Source organism: Comamonas sp. E6 (assembly GCF_001010305.1).
Lineage (GTDB): Bacteria > Pseudomonadota > Gammaproteobacteria > Burkholderiales > Burkholderiaceae_C > Comamonas > Comamonas thiooxydans.
On the sequence record NZ_BBXH01000021.1, the window covers coordinates 16379 to 40954 of the forward strand.

Annotated in this window: 24 protein-coding genes; 7 read left to right on the forward strand and 17 right to left on the reverse strand. The window is 62.0% G+C overall.

Translation table 11 applies throughout. From position 1 onward, the window contains the following. Nucleotides 1-69 precede the first annotated feature (69 nt). The 4 genes from CSE6_RS18395 to CSE6_RS18410 all read left to right on the forward strand — a co-directional run bounded on the left by CSE6_RS18395 (nucleotide 70) and on the right by CSE6_RS18410 (nucleotide 3174). The gene (locus tag CSE6_RS18395) at nucleotides 70-1062 is read left to right on the forward strand and encodes a tripartite tricarboxylate transporter substrate binding protein (RefSeq protein WP_059441189.1); all 993 of its coding nucleotides are present in this window, start codon (nucleotides 70-72) and stop codon (nucleotides 1060-1062) included. Nucleotides 1063-1083: 21 nt separating this feature from the next. Continuing rightward, complete coding sequence (locus CSE6_RS18400) at nucleotides 1084-2028, forward strand: ketopantoate reductase family protein (protein WP_059441190.1); 945 nt, start codon at nucleotides 1084-1086, stop codon at nucleotides 2026-2028. Between the two features lie 356 nt (nucleotides 2029-2384). Then, nucleotides 2385-2690, forward strand: coding sequence for a helix-turn-helix domain-containing protein (locus CSE6_RS18405; protein WP_003057624.1), 306 nt, complete (start codon nucleotides 2385-2387; stop codon nucleotides 2688-2690). A 130-nt stretch (nucleotides 2691-2820) separates the two neighbouring features. Continuing rightward, nucleotides 2821-3174 carry an FKBP-type peptidyl-prolyl cis-trans isomerase gene (locus CSE6_RS18410; protein WP_003070674.1) on the forward strand — a complete coding sequence of 118 codons (354 nt, stop codon included), beginning with the start codon at nucleotides 2821-2823 and terminating at the stop codon, nucleotides 3172-3174. A 78-nt stretch (nucleotides 3175-3252) separates the two neighbouring features. Here the strand turns inward: CSE6_RS18410 and CSE6_RS18415 are convergent, their stop codons facing one another. From CSE6_RS18415 to ppsA, 4 genes are all read right to left on the reverse strand, one after another. Beyond that, nucleotides 3253-3759: a hypothetical protein gene (locus CSE6_RS18415; protein ID WP_059441191.1), complete on the reverse strand. Its 507-nt coding sequence runs from the start codon at nucleotides 3757-3759 to the stop codon at nucleotides 3253-3255. Nucleotides 3760-3948: 189 nt separating this feature from the next. After that, complete coding sequence (locus CSE6_RS18420) at nucleotides 3949-6033, reverse strand: VC_2705 family sodium/solute symporter (protein WP_059441192.1); 2085 nt, start codon at nucleotides 6031-6033, stop codon at nucleotides 3949-3951. Then, nucleotides 6026-6415 (reverse strand): DUF4212 domain-containing protein, encoded by a 390-nt coding sequence (locus tag CSE6_RS18425; RefSeq protein WP_034378961.1) that lies wholly within the window; start codon nucleotides 6413-6415, stop codon nucleotides 6026-6028. Before CSE6_RS18425 ends, CSE6_RS18420 begins: the two co-directional genes overlap by 8 nt. 15 nt (nucleotides 6416-6430) lie before the next feature. Next, the gene (gene ppsA / locus CSE6_RS18430; RefSeq protein ID WP_034378888.1) at nucleotides 6431-8821 is read right to left on the reverse strand and encodes a phosphoenolpyruvate synthase; all 2391 of its coding nucleotides are present in this window, start codon (nucleotides 8819-8821) and stop codon (nucleotides 6431-6433) included. A gap of 250 nt (nucleotides 8822-9071) precedes the next feature. On the opposite strand from ppsA, the gene CSE6_RS18435 reads away from it, so the two are divergent. Next, on the forward strand, nucleotides 9072-9893 hold the full coding sequence (locus CSE6_RS18435; RefSeq protein WP_003057637.1) for a pyruvate, water dikinase regulatory protein: 822 nt from the start codon (nucleotides 9072-9074) through the stop codon (nucleotides 9891-9893). 149 nt (nucleotides 9894-10042) lie between these two features. On the opposite strand, the gene CSE6_RS18440 is transcribed toward CSE6_RS18435, so the two are convergent. Further along, entirely contained in the window at nucleotides 10043-10972 is a 930-nt protein-coding gene (locus tag CSE6_RS18440; RefSeq protein WP_034360015.1) for a LysR family transcriptional regulator, read from the reverse strand. Between the two features lie 189 nt (nucleotides 10973-11161). Here CSE6_RS18440 and CSE6_RS18445 point away from each other — a divergent pair, with 189 nt between their 5' ends. Further along, the gene (locus CSE6_RS18445) at nucleotides 11162-11434 is read left to right on the forward strand and encodes a DUF2798 domain-containing protein (protein WP_059441193.1); all 273 of its coding nucleotides are present in this window, start codon (nucleotides 11162-11164) and stop codon (nucleotides 11432-11434) included. Nucleotides 11435-11512: 78 nt separating this feature from the next. On the opposite strand, the gene CSE6_RS18450 is transcribed toward CSE6_RS18445, so the two are convergent. The 8 genes from CSE6_RS18450 to ahpC all read right to left on the reverse strand — a co-directional run bounded on the left by CSE6_RS18450 (nucleotide 11513) and on the right by ahpC (nucleotide 20867). Further along, complete coding sequence (locus CSE6_RS18450) at nucleotides 11513-12337, reverse strand: heme ABC transporter ATP-binding protein (RefSeq protein WP_059441194.1); 825 nt, start codon at nucleotides 12335-12337, stop codon at nucleotides 11513-11515. Next, on the reverse strand, nucleotides 12334-13443 hold the full coding sequence (locus tag CSE6_RS18455; RefSeq protein ID WP_174446997.1) for an iron ABC transporter permease: 1110 nt from the start codon (nucleotides 13441-13443) through the stop codon (nucleotides 12334-12336). Before CSE6_RS18455 ends, CSE6_RS18450 begins: the two co-directional genes overlap by 4 nt. Before the next feature lie 14 nt (nucleotides 13444-13457). Then, on the reverse strand, nucleotides 13458-14342 hold the full coding sequence (locus CSE6_RS18460; RefSeq protein WP_059441195.1) for a hemin ABC transporter substrate-binding protein: 885 nt from the start codon (nucleotides 14340-14342) through the stop codon (nucleotides 13458-13460). Next, on the reverse strand, nucleotides 14339-15451 hold the full coding sequence (locus CSE6_RS18465; protein ID WP_045838278.1) for a hemin-degrading factor: 1113 nt from the start codon (nucleotides 15449-15451) through the stop codon (nucleotides 14339-14341). Before CSE6_RS18465 ends, CSE6_RS18460 begins: the two co-directional genes overlap by 4 nt. Beyond that, entirely contained in the window at nucleotides 15448-15837 is a 390-nt protein-coding gene (locus CSE6_RS18470) for a hypothetical protein (RefSeq protein ID WP_059441196.1), read from the reverse strand. The genes CSE6_RS18465 and CSE6_RS18470 overlap by 4 nt, the downstream gene beginning before the upstream one ends. A 70-nt stretch (nucleotides 15838-15907) precedes the next feature. Continuing rightward, on the reverse strand, nucleotides 15908-18172 hold the full coding sequence (locus CSE6_RS18475) for a TonB-dependent hemoglobin/transferrin/lactoferrin family receptor (RefSeq protein ID WP_059441197.1): 2265 nt from the start codon (nucleotides 18170-18172) through the stop codon (nucleotides 15908-15910). Nucleotides 18173-18559: 387 nt separating this feature from the next. Further along, complete coding sequence (gene ahpF / locus CSE6_RS18480) at nucleotides 18560-20116, reverse strand: alkyl hydroperoxide reductase subunit F (protein ID WP_059441198.1); 1557 nt, start codon at nucleotides 20114-20116, stop codon at nucleotides 18560-18562. A gap of 175 nt (nucleotides 20117-20291) precedes the next feature. Then, nucleotides 20292-20867 (reverse strand): alkyl hydroperoxide reductase subunit C, encoded by a 576-nt coding sequence (gene ahpC / locus CSE6_RS18485; protein ID WP_003057651.1) that lies wholly within the window; start codon nucleotides 20865-20867, stop codon nucleotides 20292-20294. 393 nt (nucleotides 20868-21260) lie between these two features. Here ahpC and bfr point away from each other — a divergent pair, with 393 nt between their 5' ends. Next, entirely contained in the window at nucleotides 21261-21737 is a 477-nt protein-coding gene (bfr, locus tag CSE6_RS18490) for a bacterioferritin (RefSeq protein WP_003057652.1), read from the forward strand. A 65-nt stretch (nucleotides 21738-21802) separates the two neighbouring features. On the opposite strand, the gene CSE6_RS18495 is transcribed toward bfr, so the two are convergent. Genes CSE6_RS18495 through CSE6_RS18510 form a run of 4 tightly spaced genes read right to left on the reverse strand, consistent with a single transcriptional unit; the run spans nucleotide 21803 to nucleotide 24499 of the window. Then, nucleotides 21803-22759 carry an alpha-E domain-containing protein gene (locus tag CSE6_RS18495; protein ID WP_003057653.1) on the reverse strand — a complete coding sequence of 319 codons (957 nt, stop codon included), beginning with the start codon at nucleotides 22757-22759 and terminating at the stop codon, nucleotides 21803-21805. Further along, nucleotides 22753-22899 carry an alpha-E domain-containing protein gene (locus tag CSE6_RS26825; RefSeq protein WP_003070632.1) on the reverse strand — a complete coding sequence of 49 codons (147 nt, stop codon included), beginning with the start codon at nucleotides 22897-22899 and terminating at the stop codon, nucleotides 22753-22755. Before CSE6_RS26825 ends, CSE6_RS18495 begins: the two co-directional genes overlap by 7 nt. Beyond that, entirely contained in the window at nucleotides 22893-23039 is a 147-nt protein-coding gene (locus CSE6_RS26830) for an alpha-E domain-containing protein (RefSeq protein WP_122974736.1), read from the reverse strand. The genes CSE6_RS26825 and CSE6_RS26830 overlap by 7 nt, the downstream gene beginning before the upstream one ends. Next, on the reverse strand, nucleotides 23039-24499 hold the full coding sequence (locus CSE6_RS18510) for a circularly permuted type 2 ATP-grasp protein (protein WP_059441236.1): 1461 nt from the start codon (nucleotides 24497-24499) through the stop codon (nucleotides 23039-23041). Before CSE6_RS18510 ends, CSE6_RS26830 begins: the two co-directional genes overlap by 1 nt. Nucleotides 24500-24576: the final 77 nt, after the last annotated feature.

The window sequence follows — 24576 nt, forward strand, 5'->3', positions numbered from 1 at the left end:
GCAGCCCAGGTCAGCAAGCCTTCGCTTGCGGCCAAACTCACCAAAAGACACATAACAACGGAGACAGACATGAATACCCCCCACGCGAACAATGCCCTGACACGTCGCCACTGGCTAAGCTATTCCGCTGCCTTGCTGTCTACACCTTTTGCTGCCATCGCCAATCCGCCTCAGCGCCTTGGCACGCAGTTGCGTATCGTGATCCCCGCCAACCCCGGCGGCGGCTGGGACCAGACCGGCCGCGCCCTGGGCACCGCGCTGACCAGCAGCGGCACGGTGGACAAGGTCGTTTATGAAAACATCGGCGGCAAGGGCGGCACCATAGGCTTGGCCGAGTACACCAAACGCTATGGCAGCGACCCCAACTGCCTGCTGATCGGCGGCATGGTCATGGTCGGCGCCCTGGCGCTGAACAAGAATTCGGCCGCGCTGCAGCAGGTACAGCCCCTTGCGCGCCTGACCAGCGACTATCTGGTAGTGGCCGTGCCCACCGACTCGCCGCTTGCCAACCCCAAGGCACTGGCCAAGGCCATGCGCGAGAACCTGCCGGCACTGACCATTGCCGGAGGCTCTGCAGGCGGTGTGGACCATATGTACGCAGGCATGCTGGCCCGCCTGGCCAAGGCCAATGCGGAGCAACTGCAATACAAACCCTTTGCCGGCGGTAACGATGTGCTCCAGGCCCTGCTGCAAAAGCAGGTGCAGGTGGGAATCTCTGGTTACAGCGAGTTCAGAGAAGCCTTGCAGGCGGGCAAACTGCGCGCCCTCGGTGTTTCGTCACGCCGTGCCATGTTCGGCATTGCCTCCATGCGCGACCAGGGTCTGGATGCTGAAATGTCCAACTGGCGTGCCATCTTTACAGGCAAGAATCTGCCGGCAGAACGCGCCCAGCAACTGCTGGCCGCTATCGACCATGCAAGCAACCAGGACAGCTGGAAGCAAGCCCTGGTCAGCAATAATTGGAACTCTTCCTGGCAAACCGGCAAGGCACTGCATGAATTTCTGGAGGTCGAAACCTCCACTGCCCAGCTGATGACCTATCTGCTCAAGCTCAAGAGCTGAGCCTCTTTGCGAGATAGCCGCATGAACATGGTCAACCACACCGCCGCCTCCCCTCGTCTGTCCATTGCCGTCATGGGTGCGGGCTCGGTGGGCTGCTACTTTGGTGCTCTGCTGGCACGCGCCGGCCACCCGGTCACGCTGATCGGTAGAGCATCGCATATGCAGGCCATCAGCCAGCACGGGCTGCGACTGCAGACGGCGACAGAAGATCTGAACATCCCCATCACCACCAGCACCGAAGCCAGTGCCGTGGCAGGCGCCGATGTGGTGCTGTTCTGCGTGAAATCCACCGACACCGAAGCAGCGGCTACACAGATCAAACCCCACCTGGCAGCGCACACCCAGGTACTGAGCTTGCAAAACGGTGTGGACAACGACCGGCGCCTGCGCCTGGTACTGGGTCAGCAGCCGGTGGCTGCTGCCGTGGTTTATGTCGCCACCGCCATGGCCGGCCCAGGCCATGTGCGTCACTTCGGCCGGGGCGAGTTGCTTATCGCGCCCTGTCCGCAGGGTGACGAGATTGCACTCCAGTTCAGCGCAGCAAACATCCCCACCCAGACCTCGGACGGCGTGCTGACCGCACTCTGGCAAAAACTCATCATCAACTGCGTGTACAACGCACTCTCCGCCCTCACCCAGCAGCCCTATGGCTGGCTGATCGCGCAGCAGGGCGTACCCGCCGTCATGCAGGATATTGCCGCCGAATGCAAGGCCGTAGCTCTGGCCGACGGCGTGCTGCTGCCGGCCTCCGTGGACGAGGCTGTAGCAGCCATAGCGCGCACCATGCCCCGGCAGCTCTCTTCCACGGCCCAGGATCTGGCGCGGGGCAAGACCACGGAAATCGACCATCTCAACGGCTATGTGGTGCGACGCGGTCAGGCCCTGGGCATTGCCACGCCGATCAACCGTCTGCTGCAGGTGCTGGTGCAACTCAAGCAAATGCCGGCACAAAAGCAGGAACTATGATTTCCATAGCTGCTTGCTCTGACAAATCAATGGTCAGAGTCAATTTTTACACCCAGAAACACCTAAGCCAGTACTAACACTTCCGGCATGGCTCGCCACCCTGTCCCCAGGGCTGCTTCAGCCCTGCCCCTATTGCTACAAACCCTGAAGCAAGCGAGTCTTCTCCCTGATTCGTGGCTGACCCGCAACACTTGCGCGCTGTTTGTGGCCTTTATCACTTCAAGGCGTTGCAGTCGAAGATTTGAAGCTACTAAACTTGTAGCAAAATAAATTAACCGCTATAGTCCATTGGACATGGCACTGAAAGCGCCTAGTGCGCCCAGCTCGACAACATCATTGCGCAAGGAGAAGCGTCCATGAGCTCCAAGGAAAACGCCGCCATCAACCAGCTGTTCGAGAAGCTCGAATGCCGCTATGCGCTGCGCGTGCTGTGGGCTTTGCGGGATGGTCATCCCCAGACCTTCCGACTGCTGCAAGACAGTGTGGGCGGCATCACCCCCAACACCTTGAACACCCGTATCAAGGAGCTGCGCGAGTGCGGCCTGCTCGAGCATGGCAGCGACGGCTACACCGTCACCCTGACCGGGCAGGATCTGCTCAAGCGCCTGTCCGATGTACAAGCCTTTGCCAACCGCTGGGTTGCCGCGCGCGCCAAGAAGTAAACCTTGCCGCTGTTGCGGCCGGGGGACTGGCAGCAAGCGGGTGCACCACTATCATCCAAGGGCCCCAAGCGTGCTTGGCGGGCCCTTTTTTCCATCGCCTTTTTCTGCTTTGCGCTGAAAGGAAATCATCATGGCATTCAACACTACTGCCTCCGGCCTGCAATACGAAGACACCGTCGTGGGCGAAGGCGCCGAAGCCAAGGCCGGTCAGAACGTGACCGTGCACTACACCGGCTGGCTCTACAACAATGGCGTGCAAGGCGCCAAGTTCGACTCCAGCAAGGACCGCAACGATCCTTTCGTCTTTCCCCTGGGCGCCGGCATGGTCATCAAGGGCTGGGACGAAGGCGTGCAAGGCATGAAGGTGGGCGGCCAGCGCACGCTGCTGATCCCCGCTGCCCTGGGCTATGGTGCGCGCGGCGCCGGTGGCGTGATCCCGCCCAACGCCACACTGAAGTTTGACGTGGAACTGCTGGCTGTCTAAAAACAGGCTGGTTCATCAAAAAAGCGGCTCTCTCTGAGGCCGCTTTTTTCTTTGCGAGAGGCTCGGCACAGATGGTGCTTATGTCTCTTCCGCCTCAAACAGCGCCCTGTGCAACGACATATAGGCCTTGTCACCCGCAGCATCACGTATGCGCGGAGCCAGCGCTGCCAGTTGCTCATAACCCATGGCCGCCTCCACTGCCAGATTCAGCCTGAAGCCCTTGAGCCCCAGAGCCCCCGTGATGGACACCGCTATCGGATAGGCTCTCTGGTAACGCCTCTGGGCGCTGCCAGGGTCGACGTCAGCAGCTGCCAACGATGCCGAACTGCTCTTTGAGAGCGAAGATGCATGGGCCTGTGCTGCTGCATCGGTCGCGACGGACGACTCTCTTGTGGCCAGCCAGCCCTTGCCGACCAGCGCCAGAATATCGTCCTTGTTCACTCCCAGCGCCGAGGTCGCCTCCAGCACCTGCATGAGACTGCGACGACCGTCAAACAGCAAAAAGGCCGAGCGCAGCCGCTGGCTCAGATCGGCATGGCGCTCCTTGAAGGCCAGCTGGCCCTCGGGTGTTTTGACTAGATACATCGACCCCGCCCTCTGTGCATTGAATTGCTTTCCGCCCTGCAGGGTGGCAGCTATGGCTGCAGCTGAAAAGCGGGTTTTCCTGCAAGCCTGGTCCGCGCATGCTCCAGATCAGTTCGCGGCGGATATTCAGCAGAAAACTGCCTTGAACCTGATTCAAAAGATCGCTGAAGGCCATCCAATCAAGAGTTTTCAAGCTCTCGCCCGTCGCTGCTCCCACCAGCTGACGAGCAATGTGGAGGCCAAGCCCACCGGCACACCGAACACTCCGGCCGAGATGGGCTGAATACCCCACCAGAGTGCCTCGCCACGGAGGATCGACGGCAGCACCCCTTGCAGACCCGGAACGTGCGAGGCCATGTAGTAAAGCGTCACGGCCAGGCCCAGCAGCATGCCGGCCACCGCGCCACGACGCGTGGTGCCACGCCAGAAGATGCCCAGCACCATGGCCGGCACCAAAGCCGAGCCCGCCAAAGAAAAGGAGGCAGAGACCATGGGAAGAATGTCCGAAGAGCGACGCGCCGCGACAAACGCCGCCGACAGGGCCACCAGCAGCAATGCGAATTTGGAAAGAATCACGCGCTGTTCAGGGGAGATGCGGCGCTTGCGCGTATCCAGGCGCTGGCGCTCCTGGAAATAGAGATCCCGCACCAGGGCATTGCTGATGGTCAGCAGCAGGCCGTCGGCCGTGGACAGAGCCGCCGCCAGTCCGCCCGCAGCCACCAGCCCCGAGAGCACATAAGGCATGCCGCCTAGTTCTGGAGTGGCCAGCATGATGAGGTCAGCCCCCATGCGGATTTCGGCAAACTGCAAAATGCCATCGCCGTTGATGTCCTCCACCGACAGCAGCGAGGCGTCCACCCTTGACCACTGCGCTATCCAGTTCGGCAAGGCATCGAAATGCGTGCCAACGAGATTGCTCATGACCTCGTACTTCACAAGTACAGCCAAGGCTGGCGCCCCCAGATACAGCAACCCGATGAAGAACAGCGACCAGGCCACGGAGGTACGTGCGGCAGACACCGAGGGAACCGTGAAATAGCGCGTGAGCAAGTGCGGCAGCCCGGCCGTGCCGACCATCAGGCAGAACATCAGTGCCAGAAAATTGCGCCGACTTTCCTCATAGGCCTGCTGCTCGGCCGGCGAGCCATCCGGATCCCCCGCGAAAGGCTGGCTTTGCAGCGGCATGCCGCCCAGCGGCTTGGCCCGCTCATAGGCCTCGTGCAATTCATGGCTCCAGAGCTCGCGCGCCGCCGCCTCGTCCTTGGGCATGGCGGCCAGCTCCCGGCTGGCGGCCATGATGGCGCCGATATTGCCACTGCTGGTGCGCAGCTCGCGGATATGCTCGCTCAGTGCCTGGCGTTCGGCCGCCAGCACATTGGGCACATCGCGCAGCTTGGCCTGCAGCACCTGAGCGCGGGTGCGATAGGCCTCCAGCACCGACTGCTCGGCCTCTGAGGAAAGCAACTGCTGCTCCATGGCGCCGATCTTGCCCAGTTGCTGGCTATAGGCCAGCTGCGCCCAGGGGTTGCCCAGCTGTTTGTAGGCCAGCCAGGAGACAGGCAGCATGAAGGCCAGCAGGATCACCACATATTGCGCCACCTGGGTCCAGGTGATCGCCCGCATGCCGCCGAGGAACGAGCACAGCAGCACGCCGCCCAGCCCCAGCATGATGCCGATCTCGAACTGCACGCCGGTCAGCCGCGCGGCAATCAGGCCCACGCCATAGATCTGCGCTACCACATAGGTGAAGGAACAGGTGATGGCCGCCAGCGCAGCAATGATGCGCGGCCAACGTCCGCCATAGCGCGCCTGAAAGAAATCCGGCACGGTATAGAGATTCATGGCCCGCAGATAGGGGGCAATCAGCATACCGACCAGACAGAACCCGCCCGTCCATCCCAGGACATAGGCCAGTCCGCCGGGCTGCGTGCCGGTTCCCGAAAAGCCTTGCAGATAAAGCGCACCGGAGAGGCTGATGAAGGAGGCTGCGCTCATCCAGTCTGCAGCAGCCGCCATGCCGTTGTAGAAAGGCGGAATGCGCCGGCCGGCGACGAAATACTCCTCGGCATCGCTGGTGCGCGAATACACGCCGATGGCCGCGTACACCATCACCGTGGAGAACAGGAAGATGGGCCCGATCCAGTGGCGAGAGAGCCCGCGCTCCTCGGCCCAGAGCATGGTCAGCAGAAAGCCTGCCGTTCCCAGCACATAGAGAAACAGGATGCGATGCAGCCGCCAGTGATAGGCACGGCTCAGAACTGGCCGCTCAGGCATGAAGATCGGAAGTGGCAGAGGAGGCGTCGTGAGCCTCAGCCGCTTTGCGCGCCTCGTCACGCGCCTGCTGGCGTTCGAAATAATCCATGGCCACACAATAGACCACGATGATGAGCAGGAACATCAGGACCGCCCCTTGGGCCGCCATCCAGTAGGCCACGGGCCAGTCGGGCACCAGCGCCTGGATATCGCGCGCAAAGTAGCAGATGCCAAATGAAAATACCACCCAGACCGTCAGCAGCAAGGCCTTGAGTCTCAGGTGGTAGGTATCGTGCAGATCCGGCGGGAAGGTGACTTCCACCGGATTGCCCAAAGCATCGAATGCCTGTCGCGGAGCATCCGACACAGCATCGTCATGCACGGGCGCGTGATGCGTCTGCATGCCGATGCGCAAGGCTTATTCAGCCAGCTTCTGCCAGGTGGAGACCACGCTGTCAGGGTTCAGAGAGATCGACGAGATGCCTTCGTCGGCCAGCCACTTGGCAAAGTCGGGGTGGTCCGAAGGGCCTTGGCCGCAGATGCCTACATACTTGTTCTGGTCGCGGCAGGCCTTGATGGCACGAGCCAGCAGCTTCTTGACGGCAGGATCGCGCTCGTCGAAGTCGGCGGCCAGCAGCTCCAGGCCCGAGTCGCGGTCCAGGCCCAGGGTCAGCTGGGTCAGGTCGTTGGAGCCCACGGAGAAGCCGTCGAAGTACTCGAGGAACTCCTCGGCAAGGACTGCGTTGGAGGGCACTTCGCACATCATGATCAGCTGCAGGCCGTTCTCGCCGCGCTTGAGACCGTTCTCTGCCAGCAGCTCGGTCACGCGCTTGGCCTGGCCCAGCGTGCGCACGAAGGGGATCATGATCTTGACGTTGGTCAGACCCATGTCCTCACGCACGCGGCGCAGGGCTTCGCATTCCATCTTGAAGGCTTCACCGAACTCGGCCGAGATGTAGCGCGCTGCACCGCGGAAGCCCAGCATGGGGTTCTCTTCCTCGGGCTCGTAACGGCTGCCGCCGATCAGCTTGCGGTATTCGTTGGACTTGAAGTCGGACATGCGCACGATCACGGGCTTGGGCCAGAAAGCGGCGGCAATCGTTGCCACGCCTTCAGTCACCTTGTCCACGTAGAACGCGCGGGGAGATGCATGGCCGCGGGCCACGGACTCGACAGCCTTCTTCAGATCCGCGTCAACGGCGGGGTAGTCCAGGATGGCCTTGGGGTGCACGCCGATGTTGTTGTTGATGATGAATTCCAGGCGGGCCAGACCCACGCCTTCGTTGGGCAGCTGGGCAAAGTCGAAAGCCAGCTGGGGGTTGCCCACGTTCATCATGATCTTGGTGGAGATGCTGGGCATCTCGCCACGCTTGACCTCGGTCACTTCGGTTTCCAGCAAGCCATCATAGATCTTGCCGGTATCGCCTTCCGCGCAGGACACGGTGACCAGTGTTTCGGCCTTGAGCAGATCGGTCGCATTGCCGCAGCCCACGACGGCAGGGATGCCCAGCTCGCGAGCAATGATGGCTGCGTGGCAGGTACGGCCACCGCGGTTGGTGACGATGGCCGAAGCCTTCTTCATGACGGGCTCCCAGTTGGGGTCGGTCATGTCGGTCACCAGCACGTCGCCGGCCTGCACCTGGTCCATCTGCGAGATGTCGGACACCAGACGCACGGGGCCGGTGCCGATCTTCTGGCCGATGGCGCGGCCTTCGGCCAGCACGGTGCCCGTGCCCTTGAGCTTGTAGCGCAGCTCGGCCTGGCCCTTGGCCTGGCTCTTCACGGTTTCGGGGCGCGCCTGCAGGATGTAGAGCTGGCCGTCGGTGCCGTCCTTGCCCCATTCGATATCCATGGGGCGGCCGTAATGCTGCTCGATCACCAGAGCGTAATGCGCCAGCTGCTGCACTTCCTCGTCGGTCAGCGAATAGCGGTTGCGCAACTCGTGAGCCACATCGGTGGTCTTGACCAGCTTGCCGTCTGCAGCCTTTTCCTCGGGCGTGGCAAAAATCATCTGGATCAGCTTGGAGCCCAGATTGCGGCGGATCAGCGCCTTGTTGCCAGCCTTGAGCATGGGCTTATGCACATAGAACTCGTCGGGGTTCACGGCACCCTGCACCACGGTCTCGCCCAGGCCATAGCTGGAGGTGATGAAGACCACTTCCTCGAAACCGGATTCGGTGTCGATGGTGAACATCACGCCGGCAGCGCCCTTGTCGGAGCGCACCATGCGCTGCACGCCGGCGGACAGGGCCACCACATCGTGCTCGAAGCCCTTGTGCACGCGGTAGGAGATGGCGCGGTCGTTGTACAGCGACGCGAACACTTCCTTCATCTTGTGCAGCACGTCTTCGATGCCCACCACGTTCAGGAAGGTTTCCTGCTGGCCGGCAAACGATGCATCGGGCAGGTCTTCTGCCGTGGCGGAAGAACGCACGGCAAACGATGCCTCGGCATTGCCGCCTTGCAGGCGAACAAATTCCTCACGGATGGCCTGCTCCAGATCGGCAGGGAAAGGCTGGTTTTCCACCATGGCGCGGATTTCCGCGCCCACAGCGGCCAGAGCGCGGACATCGTCCACGTCCAGGGCAGCCAGCTTGGCCGAGATCTTGCCGGCCAGACCTTCAAATGCCAGGAACTCGCGGAATGCATGAGCCGTGGTGGCAAAGCCGGTAGGCACGCGTACGCCCTGGGGCAGTTGCGAGATCATTTCGCCGAGCGAGGCGTTCTTGCCGCCTACGGACTCGACATCAGACATTCTCAGTTTTTCAAACGGAACGACCAGAGCGGTCGCTTCGAACAGTTGAGACATGGGAAGCTCCAAAGTTAAAAACCGGTACGCAGGCGGCTCTGGGCTGAATGGCCAGGGCACGCGAACCCATGCTGCTTGAATGCAGTGCTTTGCTGTTCTGGATGTTGACCGTCAACGAGCATGGGCTTGAATTTGGGAATAATGGGCGCCATTGTAGGCTGAGCCGGCGAGCGTCGCGTGGCTCAAACCAGATTCAGAGTCCGGGACATGGCATTGCCTGCTCAGGTCCCACCTAATCACTGCGCGCACCATGCATACCCATACGATTTTTGTCATTTCTGACGGCACAGGCATCACGGCCGAGACCTTCGGCACGGCCATCATGGCCCAGTTCGAGAGCAAGCCGAGGCTGATTCGCATCCCCTTTGTGGACTCCATGGACAAGATTCATCAGGCCGTGCGCCAGATCAACCATGTGGCCGAGGTGGAGAAGAGAAAGCCCATCATCTTCACCACCCTGGTCAATCAGGAGATGCTGGAATTCCTTGAAGCCAACTGCAAGGGCAAGCTGTTCGACATGTTCGGCACCTTTGTGCGCCCGCTGGAGGTGGAGCTGGGCCAGAAGTCGCTGCACCGCGTGGGCCGCTTTGCCGACATCAGCGAGAGCAAGGAATATCTGGAGCGCATGGAGGCCATCAACTACACGCTGGCTCACGATGATGGCCAGACTCATGCCGACCTGAGCGGCGCCGACGTGATTCTGGTGGGCGTGAGCCGCTCGGGCAAGACTCCCACCAGCCTGTACCTGGCCATGCAGTTTGGCCTCAAGGTGGCCAACTACCCGCTGATTCCCGAAGACTTCGAGCGCAAGCAGTTGCCGCCCGCGCTGGAGCCCTATCGCAAAAAGCTGTTTGGCCTGACGATTCAGCCCGAGCGCCTGTCCAGCATCCGCAACGAACGCCGCCCCGACTCCAAGTACGCCAGCCTGCCCAACTGCCGCTACGAGGTGGCCGAGGCCGAGGCCATGATGCGCAGAAGCGGCATCGAGTGGCTGTCCAGCACCACCAAGTCGATCGAAGAGATTGCCACTACCATCTTGCAGGAAGTGCTGCCGCAGCATCTGGGACATTAAGCCTCCCCCTGAGCGGCTTCGCCGCTTCCCCCAAGGGGACGCAGCCCTCGCTGCGAGGCGGCTCTCGGCCGCCCTTACTTAGCCCGTGCCTTTAGCCCGCGCCGGCGTCAAGAACTACGGGTAATGCAGGCGCCACGCACTGTCCTCGCTCAACGCAGGACGGGCTGCTGCGGCAGCTCCTGCAGCAGATAGTCCACCAGGGCGCGGACCTTGGCCGGCACATATTTACGGTCTTTGAAGCAGGCGAAGAAGTCCAGCGGAGCATCCTCGAACTGCAACTGGCCCTTGCGCGCCGGCTTGAGTGCCAGAGGCACCAGCCGCCCCTTGCGCATCTCCTCATGGACGATGAAGCTGCCGGCCCAGGCGATGCCGCCACCGGCAGCGGCGAACTCCACCAGGGCATCGATATCGCTGCCTATGGCCGCAATCCTCTGCTGCGGATCGGTGCGCTGGCCATCGCGCAGAAAGGGCCAGCGCATGAGCCTGCCGTCGCGCTCGCGCCGATACAGCAGACAGGCATGCTCAAGCAGATCCTGTGCCGTCTGCGGGCAGCCATGCTGTTGCAGATACTGCGGCGATGCACACAGAATGCGCGGCACCGAGGCCAGCAGCCGCACCGACATGCCGGGCTCCAGCACATCGCGGTAGCGCACGCTGATGTCCACATCCTCCTTGAGCACATCCACATGCCGGTCCGTGATCAAGAGCTCCAGCTCCAGTCGCGGATGCAGCGCGCTAAACGCCGGCAGCAGCGGCGCCAGCACATGGCGGCCGAAGGCTGCCATGCAGGCAATGCGCAAGCGGCCTTGCAGCTCTCCATGAATCAACGAGAGATCGGACTGGGCTTTTTCGAGCTCGTCGAGCACCGGAGCGACGCGCGCCAGATAGCTCTCGCCGGCCTCGGTCAAGGCCATGGACCGGGTGGTGCGGGTGATCAGGCGCGTGCCCAGCTCGCGCTCCAGCCGCGCGATGTTCTGGCTGGCAGCGGCGGGCGAAATGCCCAGCTGGCGCGCAGCCGAGGCGATGGAGCCGCCCTCCAGCGCTTTGACAAAGGTTTCTATGGCTCGCAGATTCGGCATGACTGCGAATGTATCTCCAATTGAATTCGAAAGTTCTGCTTACGAGTACAACAAGCCCCGGACCTCTACCGCCGGCCGCTGCTGATGCTTACAGTGCAACCCTGTTTCCCATCCATGCATTCGGCCTCAAGCCTTTGACACAGCAACGCAAGCCGCCATGACGCCGAATGCATTTTCAGCATCGTTCCCATGAATTCATACTCCAGTTCCTTCTCCTCCAGACTTTCCGCACTGAAGCTGCACAGACGTTACACGCCGTTTGTTTTCGCGTTTTTCATGGCCGGCATCATGGCGTTCCTCATGTGCTGCACCATCGTGGCGGCCAATACCGGCTTTGACAGCGGCTATGTGCGGCGCGTGTTCAGCGCCTATGCGATGGCCATGCCGGTGGCGTTCTTCTGCGTGATGATGGTGCGGCCGCTGGTGCTCAAACTGGTTGCGCTGACGGTGCATACGCATTGACAGCCAGGTCATTAGCTATTAAATCTGAAGCAGCCTGCGCATGAATGGCTTCAAAATTCAATTCAATATGCTTAAATTTCAAGCAGGTAAAGCGGTATCAGCTACAAAAATATACTGCAGCGCGCCGTCGCTGCTGCGCACCGGGTCGCACTGCATGCCCCAGACCTGGCGCACCAGCGCAGGCTGCAGCACATCCAGCACCGCACCGTGATGCACTCCGGCATCACCGCCCAGTACCAGCACATCATCGGCATAGCGCAAGGCCAGGTTCAGATCGTGAATCACCGCCACCACCCCTGTGCCCTGCTGTCCGGCCCACTGGCGCAGCAGGCGCATGGCATGGTGCTGATGGGCCAGGTCGAGAGCAGCGGTGGGCTCGTCCAGCAGAAGCCAGCGCGCCGCGCCGTCGGCGGGCGGCTGCCAGATCTGTGCCAGCGCCCTGGCCAGATGGGTGCGCGCCCGCTCGCCGCCCGACAGCGTGTTGATGCTGCGCTGCGCCAGATGATCGACCCCGGTCAGCGCCATGGCCTGCGCCGGAATCTGCGCCTCCCCGTTGCTGGGCTGATGACGATGCGGATAACGCCCCAGCTCCACCACCTCCTGGGCCGTGAAGTCAAAGGCCACGCTGCAATCCTGGGGCATGACGGAGCGACGCCGCGCCAGGCCCTCCACAGCGTGCGCGGACAGCGCCTGCCCGTCGAGCAGGACCTGCCCCGACTGCGGCGCGCGCTCGCCCACCAGCATGGACATCAGCGTGGACTTGCCGGCGCCGTTGGGGCCGAGGATGGCGGTAAAGCGCCCGGCCGGAATCCGCACATCCACCGTCGCCAGGCGCGGCCCCTTGAGCATGCCAACGCCCAGATTGCGGCATTCGAGGCTGGACAGCCTGTGGTGCGCACTCATACCTTGCTCCTGAACTGGCGCAGCATGGCCAGGAAAAGCGGCACACCGATAAACGCGGTGAGCACGCCCAACGGCAGCTCTGCCGGCTTGACGATGGTGCGCGCCACGGCATCGGCGCTGACCACCAGAGCCGCCCCCAGCAGAGCCGACCCCGGCAGCACCACGCGATGATCCGGACCGGCAATCAGCCGCACCCAGTGCGGCGCGACCAGGCCGATGAAGCCGATGATGCCGGTGGTCGCGGTCACGGCGCCCACGGCCAGCGCAGCCACCATCACGGCGCGGCGCTTGGTTTTCTCCACGGCCACACCCAGCAGATTGGCCTGGGCTTCGCCCAGTGCAATCGCATTCAGCGGCCTGGCCAGCGCCAGCGCCGCCGCTGCGCTGACGGCGACGGCCGCCGACACCAGGGCCACCGCACTCCAGCGCGAGGCGCCCAGGCTGCCCAGCAGCCACATCTGCAGATTGCGCAGCTGCTCGTCCGTCGATACAAAGCTCAGAAAGCCCAGTCCGGCGCCGGCCAGCGCATTGATGGCAATGCCGGCCAGCAGCATCAGGCCGATGCGGGTCGTGCCCTGGACCTGACCCAGCACATAGACCACGGCGGTCACGGCCAGACCGCCGCCAAAAGCCATGGCCACCAGAGCCCAGCTGCCCAGATGACGCGGCAGCCAGGGCAGATACAGGCCGCCCAGCACGATGGTGATGCCGGCAGCCAGGGCCGCGCCGCTGCTCACGCCGATGAGGCCGGGGTCGGCCAGCGGATTGCGAAACAGCCCCTGCATCAATGCGCCGGCCAGCCCCAGTCCTGCACCCGCAGCCACGCCCATGAGCAGGCGCGGCAGGCGGATATTGAGAAAGACCAGATGCTCGGGGCCGCTGTCCACGGCACCGCCAAAAAAACTGCGAAGCCCGTCCCAGGCAATCCCGGGCAGTTGCCCCGGTGCAATGGCATAGGCCCCGCTGGCCGCACCCCACACCATGGCCAGCAATACCAGCGCCGCACCCAGCAGCAGGGCTGCGCTGCGGCTGAGCCGGCCGGCCGGCGTGCGCCAGCGCGATGCGACGGGCAGCTCAGCTGCTGGCTTTGATGCCACGCTCCCCATGCTTGCGCTCATGCTCAGGCCACCCACTGCAGTGCGCGCATATGCAGCGCCTGCACAGCGCTGGGCAGGCGCGGGCCGAAGCCCAGCAAATGGCTGGCTTCCAGCGTCACCAGCGCCTTCTTGGCATAGGCGGGAGTCAGTGCCAGCTCGGGCCGCTTCCAGAAGGCGGCCTCGCCGCCCAGTGCTTCAATGCCCTGCGTGGTGTTGATGATGACCTCGGGCGCAGCGCTGGCCATGGCTTCGGCAGTCAAGGGCTTGTAGCCGTCGAACTGGTCGATGACATTGACACAGCCCGCGTACTGGATCAGTGCATTGGCTGCCGTGCCCTTGCCTGCCACCTGCGGACTGCCGCTGTGCGAGAGCACAAACAGCACGCGCGGCTTGCGCTGGGCCTTGGCCACCTGCGCTTGGACGCTGCTCCACTGCGCATCGAGCTGGGCCAGCAGTTTGTCGGCCTCGCTGGAACGACCTGTCTCGCGCCCCACAACCTTGACCTTTTCCTGGACCTCGGCCCAGTTGTGCCTGGCCGCAACCAGCGATACACGCACGCCAGCCTGACGGATCTGATCGAGCACCACGGGAGGCCCGGCCTCGCTGGTTGCGATCACCGCATCGGGCTTGAGCGAGAGCAGGCCTTCGGCCGAGAGCTGGCGCACATAGCCGACCTTGGCGGTTTTTTGCGCCGCTTCGGGAAACAGGCTGGTGGTGTCCGTGCCCACCAGCAGGCTCTGGGCATTGAGCAGATAGACCACCTCGGTCAGTGCGCCGCTGAGCGACACCAGCCGCTTCGCTCCTGGCGCGGCAGCGGCAGTCTGTGCCAGGGCCGGCAGGGCCGTGCCCGCCACGGCAGCGCCCAGCCAGTGCAGACCCTGACGTCGGGAAATGTCTGGCGTGCTCATACGGCCTCCGCCACTTCAGTCTTGCGCGGCAGGCCGGCCACCAGATCGCGCCAGCCTTGCAGCTCGGGCTGGCCTGGCTTGCGCTCACCGAAGAACATGGCCATGTTGTTGCCTTCGGCATCAAAGGCCTCGACCGAGGTCACCACGCCATCGCTGGTGGGTTTCTGCACCACCCAGACATTGGCTATCAGGTCGGTGCGCAGATGGAGGTTGAAGCCCTTGTCCAGCACATTGATCCAGCGCACGCCGTCCTTGCCGTCCATGGGCTGGATATTGCTCACGGGGCCGGTGTGGATCTGGATGCAGCCGCTGCTGCCCACAAACACCATGATGGAGACACCGTCCACCGCCGCATCGCCCAGCAACTGCGCGACCGCGTCGGTGCTCAGGCGCTCGCAGTACTGAGGCACCAGACGGAAGGCCTGCTGGCGCTCGACTCCGAACCTGCGCAGCATCTCGAAGAACTCATGCGTGTCCTTCATATCGGTCCAGGCCTGAGTCAGCGCGGGCACGTCGATCTCGGCATCGGCCTTGACGGCCGGCTTGGCCGCAGGCTCGCGGAACACATAGCCTGCAGAGGGCTCGGCAAAGCGCTCCACCAGTGCATTCCAGGCTGCCATGTCCGTGGCCTCCCGCGCAAACACCTTGTGCATGGCACGGCCAGCGGCGTCATAGAACTGCAGGCTGCGCATGGCAGGACGGTTGCCGTTGGCGGACTCCTCGGTCACGGCAAAGCCGACATGCCAGTGCATGAAGAACAGGCGCAAATCGATCTCCCGGCTCAGCGCCAGACCGACCGGTCCCTGGGCCGAGAGGTTCTGGTAGATGCCGTCTTTTTCATGCACGGTGGATTCGTTGCGCGTGAGCGCCATCACGGTGCCGCAGGCTTCCAGGGCTTTAAGAATGTCCAGCCATTCGGCGCGCAGCGGCAAAGCCTTGAGCGTGCGTTCATGTTCGCCGCCATGGGCCGCGATGACCGCGCCTTCGCTCAGCTGCAGCGCCTCGGCCGCATCCTTGGCGCGCAGGCCTTGCTCGCGCTTTTGCGCGAATTGCTCACGGATCTGCACCGCAGTCATGGTCTGGATTTCAGGGGATGTGATGGCGTTCATTGCAGGGTCTCCGGGCTGTGATGCCAGTGTGGTTGTGGGTTGGAAAATTCGTCGTCAAAGCGGGGAGCGGAAGCCTGGGCTTCGGGCTCTTGTTCAGGCTGGGCCAGCACCCGGGCCACCGTGGCCCAGCGCTGCTCCAGCTTTTGCAGAAAGTGGCGCATGTCCTCAGAGCGCTCACAGCCGTCCAGGCCTTCGGCCATGCGCGCCAGTTGCGTCGAGACCCTCTGAGCCATGGGCGCGCGGTGCGCCGCACAGCAGCCCTGGCTGAAACCGGTCATCAGCGCCAGCACCGTGGCCAGCTGGGCTTCGCCCTCGGTGAGCAGATATTCCTCATCGCGACTGCCAAAAGCACTCTGGGCATTGGCGGCGTTCTCGAAAACAGACATGGCACACTCCCGCAGTTTTGAGTCAAAAAGACCTACAGCGCTTATCAGTCAAGCGCTTTCAGCTACAAAATCAGAAGTCCTGAACCAGGGACACGCGCACATTGCGGCCCGGCTGGGTATAGGCATCGGCAATCTGCGTCGTGCGGCTCAAGCCACGAACATCCGCCCAGCGCGAATACTTTTTGTCGGTCAGGTTGTAGATGCCCACATTCAGGCGCGTACCCGGACGGATACGCCATTGCGCACTCAAATCCAGCACCGTCGCGGATGGGCTGAGCAAGGGGCGGCCAGTGGAAAGATCAGGCGCATCCTTGTCTTTTTTGCCTGCCCAGTGCGAGGCGCTGAGCTGCACGCCCACATTCGAGCGGTCATAGCGCACGCCCAGCACCAGTTGCTGAGGCGAGATGGTGTCCACCGGCTTGTTGGTGCTCTTGTCCGTACCCTTGGTGTAGCCATAGGCGGCATTGGTACGCCAGTTGCCGCCCGCAAACCGGCCCCAGTCATAGTCGGCCTTGAGCTCGAAGCCGCTGATATGCACGCGGTTCAGATTGACGGACTGGAACGTGGCCGGGTTGTTGCGATCACCGTATTCGCCCGCAACCTGCACCTGATCCTGAATGAAGTCCTTGTAGCGGCCCGTGAAGACTGCAGCATCGAGGCGCAGCGCACTCATGCGGCCGCGCAGGCCCAGCTCGAAGGTATTGCTTTTTTCCGCCTTGAGATCGGGGTTGGGAATGCTCTTGTAGAACATGAACGGGTTCTCGAAGAAGGCATTGATCTGCCCTGCATTCGGCGCTCTGAAACCGGCGGCATAGTTGCCGTAGACCGACCAGGCATCGTTCATCTGGAACATGGCACCCAGCTTGGGGGAGACGGCGGAGTCCGAATTGCTGACCGCCGTGCCGCCAAAGCCCTGCTGCTTGGGCTTGATGCTGTAGTGCTCGGCCCGCAATCCGGGCGTCAGGCTGAAAGCACCATAGTGCAGCTCGGCCTGGGCAAACAGCGCGGTCGAGGTTTCCGTGGTGTCGGGGAAGCGCTTGAGCGGAAAGCTCTCGCCTGCCGGCGGCGTGATGCCATTCTGCTCGTTGACCACCTTGCCGCGCAGATAGTCGATGCCATAGCTGAACTTGCCGCTGAGGCCATTTTCCCAGCGCAGCGTCTTGCCGGCCTGGGCATGCAGTTGCAGCGCATCCTCGTCATAGCTCACATCGCGCTCGCGATAGGCCAGAGGCGGGGTGCGGGTTTCGGTCACGAACTCGCGCGAGCTCGAGCTTTGATAGCTGGCCATCAGCTTGAGCTCGTCGGCCAGTGCCGTATCCAGCTGCTGCCACTGCCCCTGCCAGGTAGCGCGCCAGCGCTTCATGGTGGTCTCGGCACGCGAATCGGTGACGGTGGCGCTGCGAGCGCTCAACAGGTCGTAGTCGGCACGCTTGTCCACGTTTTCCAGCGTGAAGACATGTTTTTGCACGGCCGAAGGCGTGTAGACCAGGCGCCCCAGCAGCGAATGGCTCTTGTCCTTTTCGGGATTGGGCGTGGTGCGCAGAGCACCCACGGTGTTATTGCTGCCCATATTCTCCAGCGCGCTGGAGCGGCCCACACCGGCCGAAAGCAGCCAACTCCATTCATCGCTGGCCTTGCCCGCGAGGGTTGCGCCCAGGCGCTTGCCGTTGTCCGAGCCGTCATAGCTGGCCGAGACGCGGCCGCCAATGGTCTTGCCGTCCTTGAGCAGATCGTCGGGCTGCACGGTGATGAAATTGACCAGGCCGCCCATGCCGTCCGAGCCATAGAGCGCAGGCACGGCACCGCGCAGAATTTCCACGCGTTGCACCAGACCCAGATCCAGATAGTCGCGGCCAAAGGCATTGGCGCTGAAGGTATAGCTGCGCGGCAGGCGCACGCCATCGACCAGCATCAGCACGCGGTTACCTTCGAGGCCACGGATATTGAAGCCGCTGTTCTGGTCGCGCCCGGTAGGAGAGCCGGCCAACGTGAAACGCGCAGGACTGCGCGGCACGGTCACATTGGGCAGCTTGGCTGCAAGCTCGCGGATATCGCCGATCTGCTCCTCTTCCATCTGCCTGGCGTCGATGACGTCCACCGTCATGGGCAGGCTGTCGGCATCCTGCTCGTCGCGCGAGGCACTGATGACCACATCGCGCAAAACAGGAGTGTTGCGGTCGGCGCGGGCCGCTGCGACCTGCATGGACTCGGAGGATTGCTGCTGGGCCTGGGCCGAAATGGCGGCGCAGGCCAGTGCGCAGGCCAGCGCCAGCGGACGGAGATTGGAGCGTGGCGCCGGCATGGCGCGGGCGTGCAAAGCGGTGGCGGAAGCCATACCAGAAACCCTCTTTATTCATAGAAATGGAAAAGAGCTGGCTTCTGATAGGTACGTCAATGGCCACAGGTCGAAACGTCAGAGGCTTCGCGGCCTGTAGCTGGCACGGCATTGGCTGGCTGAATGGAAGAAGTATATGCGAATAATTCTCAACCGCAAATAAACTCGTTACAAAACCGGGAATTGAGTCTTGCGCAAGGCTACGACTTGCAGTGCCGCCTGTTTTCACGGGCTGCTTATGTCCTCAACCCGCCCCGAGGAACGCTGCCGCCCTGACGACCCCGGCGGCCATGCCCTCTCTTCGCGGCCGTTCAAAAGCAAAAGGACTGCCTAGGCAGTCCTTTTTTAATAGCTACCATCGCTTACCTTGCAAGCGATGAAGGCCGTTTAGTTGCGGATCAGATGATCGAAGGCCGACAGTGCCACCGTGGCACCGGCGCCGGCGGCGATCACGATCTGCTTGTAAGGCACCGTGGTGCAGTCACCGGCGGCGAACACGCCGGACAGACTGGTCTGCCCCTTGGCATCCACAATGATTTCACCGAACTTGCTCAGCTCCAGTGTGCCCTTGAGCCATTCGGTGTTCGGCACCAGGCCGATCTGCACAAACACACCTTCGAGCTCCACATGGTGCTCGGCACCGCTCGTACGGTCCTTGTAGCTCAGGCCGTTGACCTTGCCGTTGGCACCCGTGATCTCCGTAGTCTGGGCGTTGGTGATGACGGTCACATTGGGCAGGCTGTGCAGCTTCTTGACCAGCACGGCATCGGCCTTGAGCTGATCGGCAAATTCCACCACCGTCACATGGGCCACCAGACCCGCCAGGTCAATCGCAGCTTCGATGCCGGAGTTGCCACCGCCGATCACCGAGACACGCTTGCCCTTGAACAGCGGACCGTCGCAGTGCGGGCAGTAGGCCACGCCCTTGTTCTTGTACTCGGCCTCGCCAGGCACGTTCACATTGCGCCAGCGCGCACCGGTGGACAGGATCACGGTCTTGGCCTTGAGCGAGCCGCCATTGGCCAGCTGCACTTCCACCAGACCGCCAGGGTGCGCAGCAGGAATAAGCTTCTCGGCGCGCTGCAGGTTCATGATGTCCACGTCATAGGCGCGAGTGTGAGCTTCCAATGCAGCGGCGAACTTGGGTCCGTCGGTTTCCAGCACGGAGATGTAGTTCTCGATCGCCAGCGTGTCGTTGACCTGGCCACCAAAGCGCTCGGCCGCCACGCCGGTGCGAATGCCCTTGCGAGCCGCATACACAGCGGCTGCCGCGCCGGCAGGGCCACCGCCGATGATCAGCACGTCGAAGGCTTCCTTGGCCGACAGCTTGGCTGCGTCACGCAAGGCTGCACCGGTGTCCAGCTTGGCCACGATTTCTTCGATGGTCATGCGACCGGAGCCGAACACGCTGCCGTTCATGAACACCATGGGCACGGCCATGATTTCGCGCTCGGTCACTTCCTTCTGGAAGGCACCGCCTTCGATCACCGTGGTCTTGACCTTGGGGTTGAGAATGGCCATCAGCGACAGCGCCTGAACCACGTCGGGGCAGTTGTGGCAGCTCAGGCTCATATAGACCTCGAAGTTGAAGTCGCCGTCCAGAGCCTTGATCTGGTCGATCACATCCTGCTCCACCTTGGGAGGATGGCCGCCCGTCCACAGCAGGGCCAGCACCAGCGAGGTGAATTCATGGCCCAGGGGCAGGCCGGCAAAACGCAGCTGGGTGGCCGTGCCCTGGCGCTGCAGCGTGAACGAGGGCTTGCGGGCATCGCTCCCGTCGGTGCGCAGCGAAATCTTGTCGCTGCGCAGGGACTGGATGGTCTTCAGCAGATCGTGCATCTGTGCACTGGTCTCGCTGTCATCCAGAGAAGCCACCAGCTCAAACGGCTGCTGCACGCGTTCCAGGTAGGCGGCGAGTTGGGCTTTGAGTTGATCGTCAAGCATGGTGGATTCCTTTGAATTTAGAGTTGTTGATGCAATGCAGCAAAGTGCTTTTGAGGCCTTTGCCCGCCCATGAGAGCAAAAACTGGGCGAAAAAAAGCCGGACGGACAGGCGGCACTCGCCTGAACGTCGTCCGGCTTTCAGAGCGCTTGCACGCTCAGCCGATAGGTATCAGGCTTAGATCTTGCCGACCAGATCCAGCGAAGGAGTGATCGTGCTGGCGCCTTCCTTCCACTTGGCGGGGCACACTTGGCCGGGGTTGGCGGCGGTGAACTGGGCAGCCTTGAGCTTGCGCAGGGTTTCGGACACGTCACGAGCGATTTCGTTGGAATGCACTTCCATGGTCTTGATCACGCCTTCGGGGTTGATCACGAAGGTACCGCGCAGAGCCAGGCCTTCTTCGGGGATGTGCACGCCGAAAGCGTTGGTCAGCTGGTGTGTGGGGTCGCCAACCAGGGGGAACTTGGCCTTGCCCACTGCGTCGGAAGTTTCGTGCCACACCTTGTGCGAGAAGTGGGTGTCGGTGGTCACGATGTAGACCTCGGCACCGGCCTTCTGGAACTCGGCGTAGTTGTTGGCTGCGTCTTCGATTTCGGTGGGGCAGTTGAAGGTGAAGGCGGCGGGCATGAAGATCACCACAGACCACTTGCCCTTCAGGCTCTCTTCAGTCACGGTAATGAATTCACCCTTGCCGTTGCGGTTCACATAGGCTTCGGTCTTGAAAGGTTGAACTTGAGTGTTGATCAGAGACATTTGCTGTTTCCTTGTGGTTAGTGTTTGAAGACAGGATGAAGTTTAGAGCGGTCCGCTTAATAAAACCAATCGATTGATTTCATCAAATTAATTTACAAAACCTATCAAACCAGATTCCCGGCTTCTGAAGTCAAGCCGCACCGCTGTGCAGCTCAGCTTTCTATTGTGGGCCGAAACCAGGTAGTTCAAGCCAATAGTCCTTCAATCACGCTCATAGCTTTTGTTGTCATCACTGAGTCAAACCTCGCGAGGAAGGTCAGTCAGGCAGTACGTAAGCTAAACGAGAACGCGCATCAGATGCAGCCAATTCGCGCGGGCATGGGCTTTGTTTGATTTGCCTCATAAAGCATGGACAATCGACGCGAACAACAACTGCCCGAGAAGGAGTCCCCCATGAAAGGTGATGCACAAGTCATTTCCTGGCTGCAAGCCCAGCTCAAGAACGAACTGACCGCCATCAACCAGTACTTTGTGCATTACCGCATGTACAAGCACTGGGGCTTCGACAAGCTGGCCAAGAAGGAATATGAGGAATCCATCGGCGAGATGAAGCATGCCGACGCGCTGATGGACCGCATCTTCATGCTCGACGGCCTGCCCAATCTGCAGGACCTGGGCAAGCTGCAGATCGGCGAGGACGTGCCGGAAGCCCTGGCCTGCGACCTGCGCCTGGAGCAAGCGGCGCAGCAGACCATCAAGGACGGTATCGCGCACTGCGAATCCGTGCGCGACTATGTTTCGCGCGATCTGCTGCAGAAGATTCTGGACGACACCGAAGAGCACATCGATTTCCTCGAAACCCAGCTCGACCTGATCGACAAGGTCGGCACGCAGAACTATCTGCAGTCTCTGATGGGCGAGATCGAATAATTTCGGCTTCACGCTGAAAGACAAAAGCGGCCTCAGGGCCGCTTTTTGCTTTGGAGACCCCGGCCTCAGGTCGGCATCAGGAAGTCCCGGCTGATGCCGGAGCCCAGATCGTTGACGCGATCGAGAAACTGCGTCAGATAGGCGTGCAGGCCGGTGGTCAGTATCTCGTCGATGCGACCGTATTGCAGGTCGGCCAGCAGGCGCCCGGCCTTGCGCGTGGTTTCCTGCGAATGGTCGTTGGCCACGCGCTCCAGGTTCTTGACCACCTCATGCATGCTGGCCAGCAACGAGCGCGGCATGTCGGCGCGCAGCATCAGCAGCTCGGCTACGCGTTCGGGCGTGATCACATCGCGGTAGACCTTGCGGTAGACCTCGAAGGCCGAGACGCTGCGCAGCAAGGCGCTCCAGTGATAGAAGTCGAAGTTCATCAGGGCGCGACCGCGCGGCATGCCGTGGTAGTCGCGCTCTATGGAATGGAACTTCACATCCAGCAAACGTGCCGTGTTGTCGGCCCGTTCGACAAAAGTGCCCAGGCGCACAAAGTGCAGCGCCTCGTCCTTGAGCATGGTGCCCAGCGACACACCGCGCCACAGGTGTGAGCGGTACTTGACCCATTCGAAGAACTGCGCCGGATCCTTTTTCCAGGCATCCTTGCCGAAGTGGCGCTGCAGCGCCAGCCAGGTCTGATTCTGCGTTTCCCAGGACTCCGTGGTCAGCGCACCGCGCACGGCACGCGCGTTCTCGCGTGCAGCCTTCAGACAGGCAAAGATGGATGACGGATTGGCCTCGTCCGACACCATGAACTGCAGCACCGACTCACGATCCACCACCGGAAACTGAGCCTTGAAGGCCGGGATCAGCTCACTGATTGACAGCACGCTCTGCCAGCCACGGTGCGCATCATGGATGGCCTGCGGCAGCATGGCGGTTTCATAGGCCACGCTGAGCATGCGCGCGGTGTTCTCCGCCCGCTCGGTGTAGCGGGACATCCAATACAAATGATCGGCGGTACGACTCAGCATAGGCCCTCCTTGGGCAGAGAACCCCGCACGCGCTGAACGCGCGCGCCGTATTCTGGTGAAAAAATGCTTGCAGCATTTTTTTCCGCCCGCTCGGTGTAGCGAGACATCCAATACAAATGATCGGCAGTACGACTCAGCATAGGCCCTCCTTGGGCAGAGAACCCCGCACGCGCTGAACGCGCGCGCCGTATTCTGTTGAAAAAATGCTTGCAGCATTTTTTTCCGCCCGCTCGGTGTAGCGGGACATCCAGCACAAATGATCTGCGGTACGTGACAGCATCAGCGAGCTCCCCCTTGATCTTCCAGCACCCAGGTATCCTTGGTTCCGCCGCCCTGAGACGAATTCACCACCAGCGATCCCTGCTTGAGCGCCACACGCGTGAGTCCACCGGCCACCATATTGACCTCGGTGCCCGTGAGCACAAAGGGCCGCAGGTCGATATGGCGCGGCGCTATGCCTTTTTCCGCCATGGTCGGGCAGGTGGACAGGGAGAGCGTGGGTTGAGCGATATAACCCGAAGGATTGCCGACCAGCACGCGGCGGAAAGCCTCTATCTCGGCCTTGGTCGCGGCCGGCCCGATCAGCATGCCGTAACCGCCGGCACCGTGCACCTCCTTGACCACCAGCTCATGCAGGTGGTCGAGCACGTATTTGAGGTCGTCCTCCTTTCGGCACAACCAGGTCGGCACGTTCTGCAGGATGGGCTCCTCGCCCAGATAGAAGCGGATCATCTCCGGCACATAGGGATATACCGATTTGTCGTCGGCCAGGCCCGTGCCCACGGCATTGCAGATATTGACGTTGCCTGCACGGTAGGCCCGCATCAGGCCCTTGCAGCCCAGCGTCGATGTGGGCCTGAAGACTTCGGGGTCGAGGAAATCATCGTCCACACGGCGGTAGATCACGTCCACACGCTGCAGCCCCTGGGTGGTGCGCATATAGACCACGTCTTTCTCGACCACCAGATCCTGGCCTTCGACCAACTCCACCCCCATTTGCTGGGCCAGGAAGGCATGCTCGAAATAGGCACTGTTGTACATGCCCGGCGTCAGCACCACCACCGTGGGCTCCAGCACGCCCGACGGTGCGCTGGCACGCAGCGTGTCGAGCAGCATGTCGGGATAGTGGGCCACGGGTGCCACGGCATGCTTGCCGAAAAGTTCGGGGAACAGGCGCATGGTCATGCGACGGTTCTCCAGCATGTAGGAAACACCCGATGGCACGCGCAGATTGTCTTCGAGCACGTAATAGACGCCGTTGCCCTGCTCATCGGGCGCGCGCACGATGTCTATGCCGGCGATATTGGCGTAGACATCGTTGGGCACCTGAATGCCCTCCATCTCGGGCCGGTACTGGCTGTTGCCGCGCACCAGCTCCGTCGGGATCAGGCCGGCACGCACCATGTCCTGGCCATGGTAGGCATCGCGGATGAAGCAGTTGAGCGCCTTCACGCGCTGGGCCAGACCGGCCTGCATGCTGGCCCACTCATGGGCCGGAATGATGCGGGGGATCAAATCGAACGGAATCAGGCGTTCCGTACCTGCGCCGCTCTCGTCCTTGTCGCCATAGACGGCAAAGGTGATACCCACGCGGCGAAAAACGATTTCCGCCTCGGCACTGCGCGCTCGCAGATATTCCTGCGATTGCTTGCCCAGCCACTGCGCATAGTCCCGATAGTGGTCTCGCACCGCACCACCTTCGGCGGGCAAGCTCAGATACATCTCATCGAATGTGCGCATCTTGTCCTCTCTATTTTTGCCGCTGCTCACACAGGCAAGCCACGGATTTCAGTTTAGCGACGCCGCACCGGACAAGC